The organism is Bacillus mycoides (genome assembly GCF_018742245.1).
GTDB lineage: Bacteria > Bacillota > Bacilli > Bacillales > Bacillaceae_G > Bacillus_A > Bacillus_A cereus_U.
The window spans coordinates 842583-859826 of record NZ_CP036132.1 but is presented as its reverse complement, the minus strand read 5'-3'; the positions used below and the strand labels follow the sequence as shown (position 1 = coordinate 859826).

Below are 17244 nucleotides of genomic sequence, written 5' to 3'. Positions count from 1 at the left end.
ATCAGACTCCTCTCAGCAACCGAAATAATTATCTAGTATTATTAAATACTATTTTTTAAATAAACCATCAAAATATTTTCTATTATATTCAATACTTGGATTATTAGGTATGAACTGTGCAGCTTGTTCGTTGTGATAAATTGCCTTTTCATATTCTTTTATTCGATCATAACAAATACATAGTTGAATATGCGGCAACCATGTATGACACTCTTCCCGGACAAATGGAGAATCTTTTGATCGCGGTCCGTCAATTGCTGCATGGTACCAATATATTGCTTTGGCATATTCACTTTGTTGCAAAAATACACGTCCTAGGTGGCAACAAAGTTCTCCTCTAGGTGTGTCATACATAAATGATTGTAAACAAGAATGGATAGATTTTTTCAAGTCCCCCAACTCAAAATAACATTCGGCTCTTTTTAAACAAGCTTGAATATTATCTTCAACCCAACCCTTTTCTTCATCTAAAAACCTTGAATACCAATTAACAGCCTTATCATATAATCTGTGATCCTTACATTCATTTGCATAATAGTACACATCACGGGGACTAAATTCTTTTCCACTCTCAAGATGTTTTTCATATATTTTCAAATTACGATTAGTATATGCTTTTTCTTTTTTATGACTTACCCCTACATCACTATTTATAAGATTTCCATACACCTCTAAATATTCATGAACAAATCCATGCCACTGAAAATTTTTACTTCTGTTGACTAATCGATATCTCCTTAAAGAATGCGTTGGATTTCCTTCTATATCAAAAGTTAAATAATATTTCATAGATACTGCATCCGTACTACGATCTAACGTACGTTTTAACTGTAGCAATTTCTTTCCATCATCCGTATCTATTATGTCATCTGCGTCTAACCAAAGAATATATTCTTTTGTAGCTTTAGAAAATGCAAAATTTCGTGCCGCTGAAAAATCTTCAATCCATTGAAAATCATAAACTTTCGCATCGTACTTCTTCACAATCTCTTTTGTAGCATCTGTTGAACCTGTATCTACAATAATAATTTCATCCACAACACTTTTGACCGACTCTAAGCATTTTGATATAGTCTGTTCTTCATCTTTTACAATCATGCATAAACTAATAGTAATGGAGTTTTCCATCATATCCCCCCTATCCTTTTGATGTATATGTTTGGAGAGAAATTTATATTTCTTTTGCTTCAAAATTGAGTTTTCATTTTACAAATTACACATAATGAGGCCTGCGGTGAAATTGGATAGGGGAATTTCACGAGAGGATTACGAACCAATGATAAAAACCGAAGCCTGAACAAGACTTCGGTTCTTTATATAGAGAATACATAATTTCGATTCCTTTTTACTCCGTACCTTCCGCGGCCACGATATCATTCTCTAAGTTTTCTCCTGATAATTCAGCCATCGTTCCGTATCTTTAAACGAAAAAAATCGGTTGTGATTTCGCCATTTCAACAAGCGGCGTCTACGGTACTTTCAGTAGAACTAGATCAGGTAACAAACTCACACAAGTTGATAACTTGTTCAAGACAGGTTTTTCTTTCCCAAAGCGCTTTAATAAAGTGAAACTATAATCAGTGGGGGTGTTGTTCATCCCCCACTGATTATTAGCCCTCACCAATCGGGCGTTTACGGGCAGTTGATCTCCCACCTAACTCCTTTGCTTCAGCCGAATTTTAAGGTGAGAGTTTTACTGCCCGCAAATAGCGGGATAAACTTAATGGTAGAAAATAAAAAAAACGCCCCTATAGTAGGAGCGTCTTCTATCATTAAGCTTGTTGTTGCGCGTTATATAAATCTTCAAGTGGCTTCATGATAATTTTGTTAACGTCAGTGATAACGATGTTTAAACGTTGCTCAGTTTCCATTAACTTTGTGATTTTAGCATCTTGTTGAATGCGAGCTACAACTTCTTGTGCTTTTTGGTTGTCTTCTTCAGTGATTTCTTGACCTTGCATCATTTTTTGTTGTAGGCCAAGTTGCATCGTGCGGAACTCTTCGAATAAGTTCTTTGACTCTGCATCTCCTTGTACTGCTGCGTAGCTTGCTTTTAATGTTTGGAAATCTTCGTTTTCAGCAATTGCTTTTTGTAATTCATATGCAACATCATGAATGTTTTTTGTCATTTTATTTTTCCTCCTTTAGAAGGCTAGCGCTTTTCGCTCGCACTGCCTTTTAAGTGCATTTACATAGGCACCTCTTCTTACCATATCAAACTATGCAAGAGATGTGAAGAAATTTCACTTTTATTTCTATGTACTCATCTTTATTACCTAAGGAACAGAAGTAACAACCCTTGCATAAGTCCAATCATTCCGCCTAATAATGCACCTAAATACGTAATCATTTTCAACTCATTTTTTGTAATGGACAATACGAGATCTTCTAGTCTCTCTGTTGAAAATGTAGATACTTCTTGCTGGACAATTTCTGCAAGATGTAGATTGTTTAGTATGCTCTCTACATTTTCTGTTCCCCACTTCAAGCCTTTCGTTACTGCGCTTGGAACTACTTTTTCAATAACCGTTTCTCGAACTGGTTCACATACTTTCTGCACAGATTGGTTTAAAAATTTACTCACCGTTTCCTCTACTTTAACAGCTGACAATATGGAGCTCACAATCATTTCTTTCTCTACAAACGTTTCTAATTCTTGTACGTCTCTTCCTTTTAACTTTTCCCACTCTTTTTGCAGTACATCAGTTAAAAGCCGCTCTGTTCCATCTTGTCCTAAAAACTTAATTACTTCCGGCTGCACACGATCCACTAAACTTACATTCCCTAAAAACATACCGACTAAATTAAGTAGTGTCCCGCGAGAAGCGAAAAAGTCGTCAATCATTTTTGAAAGGCGTGCCTTTCCTTCTTCACTTTCAAAAAAGCTAATTCCTCTTTTCAAAATAAAAGATGCTACATTCGGAATCGTATTCTCTATTTTTTCATGAACAGAATGAGGTAAAGCCTGTTCCCATGTATATGTATAGTACTCTGCTAAAAATGCATGAATTTTTTCTGTAATAACATGTTCGATTTTCCCGATCGCCTCTTCTTCTACATGTTCTAAATTCCATTTTTCTAACATATCCCGTAACGACTGTTCATTCGTAATTACTTTATCAACTTCCACTTGTGCCCAGCGAATTAAACTAGCTTGAAACTCTTCATTTGTTAATTTCTTTCCGATTCCTTCTGGTGTTAACAAATGTTCTACAACCATTTTCCCTAATTGAACAGCAAGCTCATCGCGGCGCTTCGGAATTAACCCTGGCGTAAATGGAACTTGAAACTTCCCAATATAAATCGGACGATGAGGACGGAATAACATTTTTATTGCTAAATGATTCGTGTACCCTCCAATAATCGCCCCGAGTCCTGTCGTTGTTAACATATTCAACCATATATTCATCATAATCAACCTTTCACTTCTCCAAAACTATAGCATATCATCATACGGACAAAAGTATAATGGTATAAAAATGTATTTGCAATATATAGCTTCGCCTATTATGCAAACATCCTGTTAATAAAGGAGTGATTTCGTTGGTTCTTGGTCTTTTAACTTCTAAATTTCATCACGAGCAAATGTATTACACCGAAATCGCTAAGCGAGCTCGTCTTTATCATAACGTCGTTGCCCAATTCACACCGTTTAGCATTGATTCAAAGACAGATCTTGTTTCTGGTCTTATTTACGATACAGATACAGGAAATTGGATAGATCAAACCTTTCCCATTCCTTCATATATATATGATCGCTGTCATTTCAAGGAGGATAAAGCATTCCAACAAGCAAAATCGATTATTCATTCATTACGCAAACGTTCCTCGACTACTTTTTTAAATAACACTCTTATTAATCCAAGTGATTTACACAATCTTTTTCTTACTAATAAACGTCTTTCTCCTTACATTCCAAAAATAAAAAAAGGAACGGTCCAAGGAATTTTCAAATTACTACTAGAAACAAGAGATATTGTTATACGTCCTATCAATATACACTCTAATGAAAGTTTATATCGAGTCACTTACAAACATAAAACATTTCATATCGATACAATAAATGAACAGCATTGTACTTCTACTAAGTTCAAACGGACAGATGACTTTATATCATGGTGCAAATCGAACGTACACTCATCCCATTATATGATCCATCCAATGTTACAACCTCCAAATCAACTATCATATCCAATTCATATTCGAACCATTATGCAAAAAAACAAAGAACAGAATTGGGAAGTACTCGGTCAATTCATACAAAAGTCTTCATTCCCAGCGCAATTTTTACTTTCAGTAACAGAGCGGTCCATGTTACATCCATTTTCCAAAATTAAATATTTGCTTTCTTCAACTGGTGTTCAATTATTGAAAGATGCTTTACATGATGTTGTAAATGAAGTGTTTAAAACACTCGATCAGTCCTATTCGTCATTATTTGAATTAGAGCTTTCTACCATTATGGATCAAAAAGGTGCCATTTGGCTTATGTACGTCAATACGATGCCGTCTTACGAAGTTTATACTAGGTACAACGACGAACTCGCTGAACAAATTTTTCATGGTCCATTAAAGTTTAGCCGATTTACACCATAACGAAAGGAGGAAATCCCCGTTGAAAGAGCACATATATACATTAAGTATTTCAGATGAGAATCCAAATAGTATTACTTTACCTTACGTTTTTTCTATTACACCACCAATTACATCCCTTTCCTTTGGCTTACGTTATATTACATGTGAGAGTATTAAAATTCATTATTCATTCACTCGAGAAATCATTATTGGAGAACAAATTGCAGCTAAACTTTTACTACCGCATTCATCAACAATCCATGCCTTCATACAAAATCAAACCATTGTTTTCGGTCCATTAATCGGGATTTTCACAACTGGCTTTAACGATGATTCTAATTCTCCTTTAGGGAATCGTTCCATCTCTCTCGGCGAGTTACTAACACCACCATTCACATTGCAGCCCTTTGTATTTGTCTTTGGCATTCAACATATAAACTGGGAAGAGGAAACAATTGAAGGGTACTTCTTTCAAGAAAGCAAATGGGTAAAAAACAAAGTCCCTTTACCAAATGTCATTTACGACCGTTTACCAAATCGGCAAGCAGAAAATTACAAACCTATCGTAAGAGCAAAAAAACGTTTAGAAAGCGACTATGCGATTCCGTGGTTTAATCCGGGATTTTTCAATAAATGGGAAGTGCATCAACTTTTAATGAAAGATGATTCAATTAAACCATTCTTACCAAATACAGAAGTATTTCAACATTTTGAACAAGTAGAACGACTTCTCGGTACGTATAAGTACATTTATATGAAACCAATACACGGTAGCTTCGGAAGAAATATTCATCAAATACTCTATTCTCAAACTGATAATTGCTACTATTGTCGTTATCGTGAAAATGAACAAAATAAACTAAGAAAGTATCAATCATTAGAAGCACTTCTTAACCATGTGTTAAAAGGACATGATTTAAAAAAGTTTATCGTACAACAAGGTATCTCACTGCTCCGCTTCGAAGGGCAACACGTCGATTTTCGCATTCATACCAATAAAAATCATTTTGGTAATTGGGTCGTCAGTGCAATCGTCGCAAAAATCGCCGGCAAAGGTAGCTTAACAACTCATGTAAATAGCGGTGGTGATACGAAATTACTTCAGGAACTGTTTCCTGATTCAACAAAGCAAGTTCAAATTGAAAATAAACTAAAACAAACAGCCTTACAAATCAGTTATGCACTCGACCAACAAGTAACCGGAAACATTGGAGAAATTGGTTTTGACATTGGTTTAGACACCGCGGAAAATCCGTGGCTATTTGAAGCAAATTCTAAACCGGGGCGAACTGTATTCCAAGATGAAAAGTTAAAAGAACAAAGTGAACTTACGCGCCAATTATTTTATGAATATGCCATCTATTTAACTGAACATTCTTTGTGCGGTCCGAAAGAAAAAACATCTCAAATCCAATCGAATACTGCACCTAACACCGGAAATATTCCGTCCCCTATGATTAACTCACAAATACAAATACAAAAACTTCCACCTCACTCATAAGGTGGAAGTTTTCTATTTATCCCGCATTAACGGGCAGTAAAACTCCCACCTCAAAATTCGGCTGGAGCAAAGAAGTTAGGTGGGAGATCAACTGCCCGTAAACGCCCGATTGGTTCAACTAATAATCAGTGGGGGATGAACAAAACCCCCACTGATTAAAGTTTCACTTTATACAAACTTCACTACAACTTCCGTTTCCACATTACATACTCCGCAATAAAAAATATGATTGCAGTACTCATTTGAATTATTATGTGTTAAACCATCTACCGCACTTAATAATTCCTGATCCATATATGCACTGTAATCATCTATGTAATCTACAGCTTTCCCATAATCTTGGAGTATTCCTTGGCAATTTTGACAAGAATATGTTTGTGATTCTAGCGCGTTGCAAAGCGGGCAAATTCCCATCGTTATTCCTCCATACGTTGGCGTTTAAAAACAATTAAAAAGCCTCTTTTTTTAGGTTGAAGAGAGCATCTAGCCTTGCATAGGAGCGGTTAGTTCCTTTTTCTGTCCCATCCCGGGCTAAAACAGAACTATACAGCTGATGCCTTTTTAGGTTTTATATTACTAAGCTGAAATTTTTCTCACTTTAATTATATTTTCGTTTAAAAGCCTCTCTTTTTTAGATTGAAGAGAGCATCTAGCCTTGCGTAGACGCGGTTAGTTCCTTTTTTTGCCCCATCCCGGGTTAAAACAGAACTATACAGTTAATACCGATTTAGTTTTCATTTTACTAAGCTGGAATTTTTCTTACTTTAATTATATTTTCGTTTAAAAGCCTCTCTTTTTTGGATTGGAGAGAGCATCTAGCCTTGCATAGGAGCGGTTAGTTCCTTTTTCTTGCCCCATCCCGGGTTAAAACAGAACTATACAGTTGATACCGATTTAGTTTTCATTTTACTAAGCTGGAATTTTTCTCACTTTAACAAATCATAAGTTAAGTAAGCCAGGCTGGTTATACAATGAAAAAACGCATATGATTTTGCTCTTAGTTTAGCCTTCTTTCTTAAAAATACAACGATTACTCTTATTTCATAATTTACGAAATGATGAAATATTTTTTACAAAATTTACAAATTATTATTTTGTATATCTTTCTAGGTAACATCCATACTATGAGTACAAACTTAATTACCGATGGATTAGCGCCAAACGGGGCGATAATCTGGTTCAAATCCAGCTAGTCCAACCAAAAAACTTTTATAACTCTAAGGAGGATATATTCCTATGGCAAACCAAAGTTCTTACAATCAATTAGTAGTACCAGGTGCAACAGCAGCAATCGATCAAATGAAGTACGAAATCGCTCAAGAATTTGGTGTACAATTAGGAGCAGATTCTACGGCTCGCGCTAACGGTTCTGTTGGTGGAGAAATTACAAAACGTCTAGTTGCAATGGCTGAGCAAAGCCTTGGCGGATTCCAAAAATAAATATATATGGCAAAAAGGTCTCAGGGCATATGCCCTGAGACCTTCCTTAATTTACTGCAACATTTGTAAAAACTTCTTCGTTCGTTCTTCTTTTGGATTTGTAAATACATCTTCCGGTGTACCTTGTTCGACAACGACACCGCCATCCATGAAAATAACACGGTTCGCAATTTGATGAGCAAAGCGCATTTCATGCGTTACAATGACCATCGTCATTCCTTCTTTAGCAAGTTCTTTCATAACCTTTAAAACTTCTTGAACTAGCTCCGGATCAAGTGCTGACGTTGGCTCATCAAATAGTAATACTTCCGGCTCCATCGCAAGCGCACGAGCGATTCCAACGCGCTGTTGTTGTCCACCTGATAATTGGAACGGATATAAGTCTACTTTATCCGCAAGACCAACTTTTTCAAGGAAGTAGTTCGCTTTTTTCTTCGCTTCTTCTTTCCCCATCTTTTTCACTGTAACGAGCCCTTCCATTACATTGTGAATTGCTGTTAAATGTGGGAATAGATTATGGTGCTGGAATACCATACCTGTTTGCGTACGAAGATTTACAATATCTTTCTTCGATACTTTTTGAGAGAAATCGAGCTCTTTATTACCGATGCGAATGCTACCAGCGTTCGGTGTTTCTAACACGTTGAGGCAACGTAAGAATGTCGTTTTACCAGATCCAGATGGCCCGATAATAACAACTACTTCACCCTTCTCAACTGATAAGTCTATATGCTTTAGTACGGTATTATCTCCGAAACTTTTTTGTAAATGTTGAATTGAAATCATAAAAACAAAAACTCCTTTTATGAAAGGGTTATTTTAGAGTATAACGTTCTGAACGTTTTTCTAATATTTGTTGCACGATAGATAATAAGAAGCAAATTACCCAATAAATTAGACCTGCTTCAAAATAAACAATTAAAAACTCATAGTTCATTGCCGCAATTTCCTGCGCTTTTCGGAACATTTCTGTTACTAAAATTAACGACGCTAATGACGTATCCTTCAATAAACTAATAAATGTATTCGAAAGCGGCGGAATAGATACACGCGTTGCTTGCGGTAAAATAACACGTTTTAATGCTTGCGGATATGTCATCCCAATTGTATAAGCTGCTTCCCACTGTCCTTTCGGAATAGAAAGAATAGAAGCACGAATAATTTCAGATGCATATGCACCGACATTTAATGAAAAACCAACAATTGCTGCTGTATATGGCTCAACCTCAATATTAAGAGTTGGAAGACCATAGAAAATAATAAATAACTGTACAAGAAGTGGCGTTCCGCGAATGATAGATACATAGATACGAGCAATCCATTGTAAAATACGACTACCTGAAATACGCGCGAGCGCTGTTAACGTCGCAAGTATAATACCGATAATAAATGTAATAAGCGTTAACGGAATTGTCGTAAAGACAGCTTCCTTCAGCATAGGCGAGAAGGAAGTCTGCATAATATCTATCCATGTAGACAATCGATCTGAGATCACTGCACTACTTAGAAACATTTTCACCGAACCATTTTTTCGTTATTTTGTCGTACGTACCATCTTTTTTCATATCTTCTAACGCTTTATTTACTTCTTGTACAAGTTTGTCGCTACCTTTACGGAATAAGAATCCACTTTGTGATGCTTCTTTTTCTGTATCTACAATTTTAATTTTTGCATCTTTTTTCATTTCTAAATAGTTTAACACTGATAATTTATCATTGATTGTGAAATCAACGCGGCCAGAACTTAATAATTCTGCTGCTTGACTAAATCCTTCTACACCCTCGATATTCGCACCGTTTTTCTTAGCGATATCTGCGTAGTTACTCGTTAAAGATTGTGCTCCTTTTAATCCTTTTACATCAGCAAATGTAGCAGGCTTATCTTTATCTTTTGCGATAACTAATGCTGCTGAAGAAGAAATATATGGACTAGAGAAGTCATATTTCTTTTGGCGATCTTCACGAATACCAACTTCGTTCGCAACCATATCGAAACGTTTTGCATCTACTCCTGCAAGTAAACTATCCCATTGTGTTTCTTTAAATACAGGTTTTACACCTAAACGTTTTGCAACTTCTTCTGCTAATTCAACGTCAAATCCAGTTAATTTATCCTTTGAATCGTGGAACGTAAATGGTGGATATGTACCTTCTGTACCAATTACAAGCTCACCGCTTTGTTTTATCTTCTGTAACGCATCTTGACTAGCTGTATCTTTTTTCTCTTCTTTGCCGCAGCCCGCTACAATCCCAATCGCTAATGTAGTTACTGCAAGCACTGAAAATAATTTTTTCATGATAGTAGTCCTCCAAGTATTCTGATAGGAATTTAAAAACTATATTGATTGTATGCAATTTCGAACAATTTTTCAATGAAAATGTTCTTATTTAGTTTATCCTTTTTCTTCATAATCAAACAAAATGGAAAAATACCGCTACATACAAAAAATAAGTAACATTTTTTAATATAGCATTTATAAAGAAAAAGGTAAAACAATACTTACTTATTTATAAGTTTTTCTACCGGTGAAATATATTAACTTCAGAGCGGACAATACGATTAAAAAAGAACTTGCGAAAATCGCAAGTTCTTCTAAAAATTAAGCGCTCTGGTTTCCTTCCATTTGCGTTTTGTACATATCGTAATAGCGCCCACGCTTTTTCATTAATTCATCATGGGAACCTTTTTCCAAAATCGTTCCTCTATCAAGCACAATAATTTGATCAGCACTTTTAATTGTTGAAAGACGATGAGCGATAATAAACGTCGTTCGTCCTTTTTTCACAACTTCTAGCGCTTGTTGAATCATCGCTTCTGTTTCTGTATCAATGCTGGAAGTCGCTTCATCTAAAATTAAAATCGCCGGATCAAAAGCAAGTGCCCTAGCAAACGATATAAGCTGACGTTCTCCGGTTGAAAGTGTACTTCCTTTCTCCGTAATTTTTTCATCTATATTGTTTGCAAACCTTTCAGCACCAACATCACGTAATGCCTTTACGATGCGATCTTTTGAAATTTTTTCATTTTCTAAGCTTACATTGGATGCCACTGTCCCGCTAAATAAAAACGGATCTTGCAATACAATTCCCATATGTTCACGTGTTGCTTGTTTCGGCATCTCTGTTACATCGTGACCATCAATCGTAAGCTTCCCTTTTTGAAATTCATAAAACTGAAAGAGCACATTCATAATGGAACTTTTTCCTGATCCAGTATGGCCGACAAGTGCCACTGTCTCCCCTTGTTTCGCTTCAAAAGAAATATTTTTTAACACTTCATCTTTTCCATTGTAAGAAAACGAAACATTATCGAATTTCACATTTCCGGTTAAGCGAGGCATACGTTCTTCTTCTACTGCTTCTCCTTTTTCCTCTAGCAATTCAAAGACACGCTCTGATGCAACACGCGATTGCTCTAAGTTAGCAAGTTGGTTCACCATATTCGTAATTGGCGAGAATAATCTCGTTAAATAATCGACGAAAGCATATAGTATCCCGAGTGAAACGATGCCCGAAGCGCTTAATGAAGCACCACCGAAATACCAGATTACACCTGTAAAAGCGATGTTTCTTAATACAGACACTAAATTATGCGAAGTTGCTGCATTTAAATTTAAAATTTTATTTTGATATTTAAAATAATCGCCATTGAGTTCTTCAAATTCCTTCTTCGTTTCACGCTCTTGACGAAATGCTTGAATAATTGGCATCCCTTGAATCGATTCATTCACTGTTCCGTTAATATCCGATAAACGCGAACGCATTTTATGATTGTATACAGACGCATACTTTCTATACATAATCGCCCAAACAATTAAAATTGGGATGATAAGTAAGCATAGTGCCGCCAGTTTTACATCAAGTAAAAATAGTGCAGCGAAAATCCCGATAATATAGATGATACTAGAGACGAATGTCGCAAGCACTGTTACATATAAATCACGAATCGCTTCTGTATCATTCGTTACACGCGATACAATTTTCCCTGCTGGTAAATGATCGAAATAACGAATTGGCAACGTTTGAATATGGGAAAAGACGTCTTCCCTCATAATTTGAATAATTTTGTTTGCCGCCTTCTGTAAGAAGAACTGCTTTCCGTATGCAAATAATGATACGACTACTAATAAAGCGAAATAACCACCGCCAAGTAATAGTAAACGATTTATTTCCGGTTTATAAAACGCAAATACTTCTTCTTTCGTTAAGGCTTTCGTTTTATACACTTGCACAGCCTTACCACTTTGTACTGTAAGCACATCACCCTTAACAGAACGACTTCCTTCAAGCGTTATTTTATTCGGCACAAAATAGTACTGAAAACCAACTTGAATCACTCGGACTTCTTTCCCTTTTTTCTCACCTTCTTCAAGGCGATCACTTCGCTTATAAAAGGCGCCATTATATGAAACTGCATCCTCACTCTTTTCTGTTTCATACCAAGGCCTCTCTATTCCAACGATATGCTCATCAATCATCGTTTTTGCGACGAAAGGACCCGCGAGTTCTGCAATAACAAAAACAAATAGCATCGCCATCGCTGCAAAAATCGGCCCCTTCACTTTCATCGCATATTGAAACAATCGTTTTGAAACACTCATATTTTCACCCCGCTATCCGCACTTTCACTTTCACCTTGTTGTCTGTCGAACTGCTCTGCATACCAGCCCCCATTTCGAATGAGCGCTTCATGCGAACCTTCTTCAATAACTTCACCGTTATCCATAACGAGAATCCAATCCGCGTGCTGCACAGCTGACAAGCGATGCGTCGTTATAATCGTCGTCTTCCCGCTTCTTTCTGTTCGTATGTTTTCAATAATTGCCGCTTCCGTACGAGCATCAACAGCTGATAAAGAATCGTCCAAAATTAAAATTTCCGGATTTTGAATAACAGCCCTCGCAATCGAAATCCTTTGCTTTTGCCCACCTGATAAAGAAACACCTTTTTCCCCAACGAGCGTTTCTAAACCTTCTGGTAAAAACTCTAAATCCTTTTTAAACGCAGCTATTTCAATCGCTTTTTCAAGTTCTTCTTCAGTCGCTTCTCTATTTCCAAATAAAATATTTTCCTTCGCTGTTTTTGAAAATAAAATGTGTTCCTGAGGTACATACCCAATCCAGCCAAGTACGTTATCATTCGGAATTTTATCTAGCTTCACATCAGAAACTGCAATATCCCCTTCTCCAAGTGGATATTGACGAAGAAGCTGACGTACAAGCGTCGTTTTCCCGCTTCCTGTTTTCCCAACAACTCCAAGTGTCTCTCCTTGTTTTAATGAGAACGAAACATTTTTTAAATTTGTTTCAATTGATGAAGGATATGAAAAAGTAACGTTATCAAATTGAATGTAATCTGGCTCTTGTACAACCTTTGGATCTTTCGGATTCTTTACATCCGGTTCATAAGCTAACGTTTCATTTACACGATCGAGCGAAGCATTTCCTCTTTGCATAACATTAATCAATTCACCAATTGCAAACATCGGCCAAATCATCATCCCTAAATAGACGTTAAAAGAAACGAGCTCACCAAGTGTCACCTTTGATTGGAATACGAGATATGCACCGTACACTAAACCAATTAAATAACTAAGACCGACGAGCATTTTCACAGTCGGCTGGAATAATGCATCGATTCTTGCTACTCTCATATTTTTCTCGTATACGTCATCTCCTAAATGATGGAACCTTTCTTGATCAGCATTCTCCTGTACGTACGCACGAATCACGCGTACACCCGCAATTGATTCCAGCACTTTATCGTTCATATCTCCGAACGCATCTTGTGCGACAGTAAATCTTTCATGCAATTTCTTTCCGTATCTATTCATCGCATACGCCATAATCGGAAGCGGTATAAGCGCAGCAAATGTTAACTGCCAACTAATTGAAAAGCCCATCATACAAACGATTGTAAGCATATATAGACTAGAATCAACGAGCGTTAATATACCAAAACCAGCTGTCATGGAGATTGCTTTTAAATCATTTGTCGCTCTCGCCATTAAATCGCCAGTACGGTTTTTTTGATAAAACGTCGGTGTCATCTTGAGTAAATGCCCCATAAATTTTGAACGCATCGTTTTCTCCAGTACGAACGCACCGCCAAATAGTTGGTGCTGCCAAATGAAAGTAAGCACATACCCACCAATCGTTACCCCAAGTAAAATAAAAATATATTGCATAATCGCCTCGTTCGTTAAGGCTCCTGTTTTAATATTATCAATTGTAATTCCTAACACTTTCGGAGGAATTACCTCTATCACGTTTACAATTAAAAGTACCCCAATTGCGATACTATACCTTTTCCAATGCTCCCTAAAAAACCAGCTTAACTTTAGTAATACTGAAAACAATATAACCTCTCCTTTCTCGTTCTCATTTGATTCACATTTCTTTATCCGCTATCCAAATCCATCACATTTACATTTTGAAAACCACAGTATTTCATCACATTTTTCCACCTTCCAAATTCTTATTTTTTATAGTAACGAGGAAAATAAACAAAAAAAAGCATACCGCCGCTTGACGATATGCAATAGAATGCATAAAAGCGTACGTTACGATATACGCAACGTACGCTTCTCATAAGACAAAAAGGTCCTATATATCCGCACGGGTTGCGTAATGATATGAATGTTTTCCGCCATTTAACAGAGCTAAGCCCATTACATTTACGATTACAATCATTACGCACACCCCCTTCATTTATTTTCCATTTATAATCTTACAACTTTATTGAGTATTCTGTCAATTATTTTTTTCGCTTTAGAATAAAATAATCTTTTATCACAAAAAATGAAAGTGATGCATTCTACTTATAATTCAGTTTGAAATAAGAGAATCTTCTGTAAGAAAGGGCATACAAAATAAAAAAATAATAAGAAATCGTTTTCACAAACATTTCATTTGAAAAATATTATCAAACCACCTACAATCACCTTATACTCACTCTTACAAGTTGCTATTTTAGGAGGACTAATCATGACAACTAGCAATACGTACAAATTTTATTTAAACGGAGAATGGAGAGAAAGCTCTTCTGGTCAAACAATCGACATTCCATCTCCATACTTACACGAAGTAATTGGGCAAGTACAAGCAATTACTCAAGGAGAAGTGGATGAAGCAATTGCATCTGCAAAAGAAGCTCAAAAATCATGGGCTGAAGCTTCTCTACAAGATCGCGCAAAATATTTATATAAATGGGCTGATGAGCTCGTAAATATGCAAGATGAAATTGCCGATATCATTATGAAAGAAGTCGGTAAAGGATATAAAGATGCGAAAAAAGAAGTTGTTCGTACAGCTGACTTCATTCGTTACACTATTGAAGAAGCTCTTCATATGCACGGAGAAAGCATGATGGGTGATAGCTTCCCTGGCGGAACGAAATCTAAACTTGCGATTATCCAACGCGCACCACTTGGTGTTGTATTAGCAATCGCACCATTTAACTACCCAGTAAACTTATCTGCTGCAAAACTTGCACCAGCACTTATTATGGGTAACGCTGTTATCTTCAAACCAGCAACTCAAGGTGCAATTAGCGGTGTTAAAATGGTTGAAGCACTTCATAAAGCTGGCCTTCCAAAAGGTCTTGTAAACGTAGCTACAGGACGCGGTTCTGTAATTGGTGACTACTTAGTAGAACATCCTGGCATCAATATGGTATCGTTCACAGGTGGTACAAATACAGGTAAACATTTAGCGAAAAAAGCTGCAATGATTCCACTTGTATTAGAACTTGGTGGTAAAGACCCTGGTATCGTTCGTGAAGATGCTGACTTACAAGATGCTGCAAACCATATCGTAAGCGGTGCATTCTCTTACTCTGGTCAACGTTGTACAGCTATTAAACGTGTACTTGTACACGAAAATGTAGCAGACGAGCTTGTTGACTTATTAAAAGAGCAAGTAGCTAAATTATCAGTTGGATCTCCAGAACAAGACAGCACAATCGTCCCATTAATCGACGACAAATCTGCTGACTTCGTTCAAGGCTTAGTTGATGATGCTGTAGAAAAAGGTGCAACAATCGTTATCGGTAACAAACGTGAGCGCAACTTAATTTACCCAACATTAATCGACCACGTAACAGAAGAAATGAAAGTTGCTTGGGAAGAGCCATTCGGCCCAATCCTTCCAATCATCCGTGTTTCTTCTGACGAACAAGCGATTGAAATTGCTAACAAATCAGACTTCGGTCTGCAAGCAAGTGTCTTCACGAAAGACATTAACAAAGCGTTTGCAATTGCTAACAAAATCGACACTGGTTCTGTTCAAATTAACGGACGCACAGAGCGCGGCCCTGACCACTTCCCATTCATCGGTATAAAAGGTTCAGGTATGGGCGCACAAGGTATTCATAAGAGCCTCGAGTCTATGACACGTGAAAAAGTAACTGTATTAAACTTAGTTTAATCTTATATGTGGAAGCTGATCTAGTTTTAGATCAGCTTCTTTTTATACAATTTAGTTCACGAGTTGTTTTTCCATAGGTAAATTCACACATTCTACAGAAATTTGATACCCTAGCCAACGCTCAGCAATATGTTCAAACGATAAAACAGAGCCTGTTGTAAAAAATCGATGCTTCGGATTAAGATTGTCAGACAAAATTCCTTTGTGCTGTAAAATGGTACTTAACTCTATCGCTGTTTCTTCTGCAGAGCTAATAATTGTCACAGCCTCTCCTAACTCCTTTTTTATATAGGACTCTAAAAGTGGATAATGCGTACACCCAAGAATTAACGTATCTATATCTTCTTTCGTTAATGGCAGTAAAGCTTGTTTCACTTGCTGCGTTACATATGCTGTATCTTCTAAGTGATTTTCTACAACTGTAGCTAAAGTCGGACACGCATGACTATGCACTTCCAAATATGTATCAAGCTCGTGTAATGCTTTTTCGTACATGTTAGATTTTATCGTACCTACAGTTCCAATTACCCCTATTTTCCCTTTCTTTGTCACTTTAATTGCAGCTCTTGCTCCCGGATGTATAACGCCAATAACTGGAATGGAAAGTGCTTCTTGCAAATCAGTCAATGCAGCAGCTGCACCAGTATTACATGCTACCACTAGAGCTTTTAATGGAAACTGTTTGAGGAACTCAACCATTTCAAATATGAAAGATTGTACCTCCTCTACACTTCTTGGCCCATACGGACAACGCTCATTATCACCAATATAGTAAATGCTCTCTTTAGGCAATTGACGCATAATCTCACTAGCAACTGTTAATCCCCCGACCCCTGAATCTAGTACACCTATTACGGAATTTTTATTACATACAGACATATACTTCATCCCCTTCTCAATCTTCTAGCACTAATAACATGTATTATATTACGAAAATTCAAATATTGTATAACAATCCCTCTCACTTTTAATCACGAACTCTTCTCTATAATCTGATTATTACCATATCCATTGACGTATAAAAATACATTTGTTACTCTTAAATACGTTAATTTAATATTTAAATCCTCATTCGTATCTCGGTGAGGTAGAGGTTGCAATCATTAAAAGTATCATTTCAGGAGATGTAGTGGCATTGATGAAGGAATGAGAAAGGAATGGTTGCCGAAGTAAGACGTGCCCACCATGCGCGCTTGCTGGGTCTGCATTTAATAAGTGCAGAACTGTCACAAACGTTTCGTTTGTGGAGAGCTATCGAGAGGTATGTCGTGGGTTTCTTATAAGATAGAAAGCATGTAGCGG

14 protein-coding genes and 1 riboswitch are annotated in these 17244 nt (G+C 36.7%); of the genes, 4 read left to right on the top strand and 10 right to left on the bottom strand.

Translation table 11 applies throughout. The features are described 5' to 3' along the window. Positions 1 to 48 precede the first annotated feature (48 nt). From EXW56_RS04410 to EXW56_RS04400, 3 genes are all read right to left on the bottom strand, one after another. Positions 49 to 1128 carry a tetratricopeptide repeat-containing glycosyltransferase family 2 protein gene (locus EXW56_RS04410; protein ID WP_002114849.1) on the bottom strand — a complete coding sequence of 360 codons (1080 nt, stop codon included), beginning with the start codon at positions 1126 to 1128 and terminating at the stop codon, positions 49 to 51. 644 nt (positions 1129 to 1772) lie between these two features. Continuing rightward, positions 1773 to 2129 (bottom strand): YlbF/YmcA family competence regulator, encoded by a 357-nt coding sequence (locus EXW56_RS04405; protein ID WP_002114853.1) that lies wholly within the window; start codon positions 2127 to 2129, stop codon positions 1773 to 1775. A gap of 143 nt (positions 2130 to 2272) precedes the next feature. Further along, the gene (locus tag EXW56_RS04400) at positions 2273 to 3418 is read right to left on the bottom strand and encodes a DUF445 domain-containing protein (RefSeq protein ID WP_215597209.1); all 1146 of its coding nucleotides are present in this window, start codon (positions 3416 to 3418) and stop codon (positions 2273 to 2275) included. A gap of 125 nt (positions 3419 to 3543) precedes the next feature. On the opposite strand from EXW56_RS04400, the gene EXW56_RS04395 reads away from it, so the two are divergent. Further along, positions 3544 to 4596, top strand: a complete 1053-nt coding sequence (locus tag EXW56_RS04395; RefSeq protein ID WP_141558732.1) for a YheC/YheD family protein — start codon at positions 3544 to 3546, stop codon at positions 4594 to 4596. Positions 4597 to 4615: 19 nt separating this feature from the next. After that, positions 4616 to 6076 carry a YheC/YheD family endospore coat-associated protein gene (locus tag EXW56_RS04390; protein WP_098988801.1) on the top strand — a complete coding sequence of 487 codons (1461 nt, stop codon included), beginning with the start codon at positions 4616 to 4618 and terminating at the stop codon, positions 6074 to 6076. Between the two features lie 168 nt (positions 6077 to 6244). On the opposite strand, the gene EXW56_RS04385 is transcribed toward EXW56_RS04390, so the two are convergent. Then, positions 6245 to 6490 (bottom strand): hypothetical protein, encoded by a 246-nt coding sequence (locus tag EXW56_RS04385; protein WP_002159132.1) that lies wholly within the window; start codon positions 6488 to 6490, stop codon positions 6245 to 6247. A gap of 822 nt (positions 6491 to 7312) precedes the next feature. Here EXW56_RS04385 and sasP point away from each other — a divergent pair. After that, complete coding sequence (gene sasP / locus EXW56_RS04380) at positions 7313 to 7516, top strand: small acid-soluble spore protein, SasP family (RefSeq protein WP_000013349.1); 204 nt, start codon at positions 7313 to 7315, stop codon at positions 7514 to 7516. A 51-nt stretch (positions 7517 to 7567) separates the two neighbouring features. On the opposite strand, the gene EXW56_RS04375 is transcribed toward sasP, so the two are convergent. From EXW56_RS04375 to EXW56_RS04355, 5 genes are all read right to left on the bottom strand, one after another. Further along, positions 7568 to 8302, bottom strand: coding sequence for an amino acid ABC transporter ATP-binding protein (locus EXW56_RS04375; RefSeq protein ID WP_002201630.1), 735 nt, complete (start codon positions 8300 to 8302; stop codon positions 7568 to 7570). A 28-nt stretch (positions 8303 to 8330) separates the two neighbouring features. Next, entirely contained in the window at positions 8331 to 9029 is a 699-nt protein-coding gene (locus tag EXW56_RS04370) for an amino acid ABC transporter permease (RefSeq protein WP_078179875.1), read from the bottom strand. Continuing rightward, complete coding sequence (locus EXW56_RS04365) at positions 9016 to 9813, bottom strand: amino acid ABC transporter substrate-binding protein (RefSeq protein WP_002114867.1); 798 nt, start codon at positions 9811 to 9813, stop codon at positions 9016 to 9018. Before EXW56_RS04365 ends, EXW56_RS04370 begins: the two co-directional genes overlap by 14 nt. 303 nt (positions 9814 to 10116) lie before the next feature. After that, positions 10117 to 12117 (bottom strand): ABC transporter ATP-binding protein, encoded by a 2001-nt coding sequence (locus EXW56_RS04360; protein ID WP_002114868.1) that lies wholly within the window; start codon positions 12115 to 12117, stop codon positions 10117 to 10119. Further along, the gene (locus EXW56_RS04355; RefSeq protein ID WP_002114872.1) at positions 12114 to 13874 is read right to left on the bottom strand and encodes an ABC transporter ATP-binding protein; all 1761 of its coding nucleotides are present in this window, start codon (positions 13872 to 13874) and stop codon (positions 12114 to 12116) included. The genes EXW56_RS04360 and EXW56_RS04355 overlap by 4 nt, the downstream gene beginning before the upstream one ends. Positions 13875 to 14502: 628 nt before the next feature. Here EXW56_RS04355 and gapN point away from each other — a divergent pair. After that, positions 14503 to 15942 carry an NADP-dependent glyceraldehyde-3-phosphate dehydrogenase gene (gene gapN / locus EXW56_RS04350; RefSeq protein ID WP_002114874.1) on the top strand — a complete coding sequence of 480 codons (1440 nt, stop codon included), beginning with the start codon at positions 14503 to 14505 and terminating at the stop codon, positions 15940 to 15942. A gap of 51 nt (positions 15943 to 15993) precedes the next feature. On the opposite strand, the gene racE is transcribed toward gapN, so the two are convergent. After that, positions 15994 to 16821: a glutamate racemase gene (gene racE / locus EXW56_RS04345; RefSeq protein ID WP_070138802.1), complete on the bottom strand. Its 828-nt coding sequence runs from the start codon at positions 16819 to 16821 to the stop codon at positions 15994 to 15996. 201 nt (positions 16822 to 17022) lie between these two features. Continuing rightward, a riboswitch (Lysine riboswitch) is annotated at positions 17023 to 17204 on the top strand. Positions 17205 to 17244: the final 40 nt, after the last annotated feature.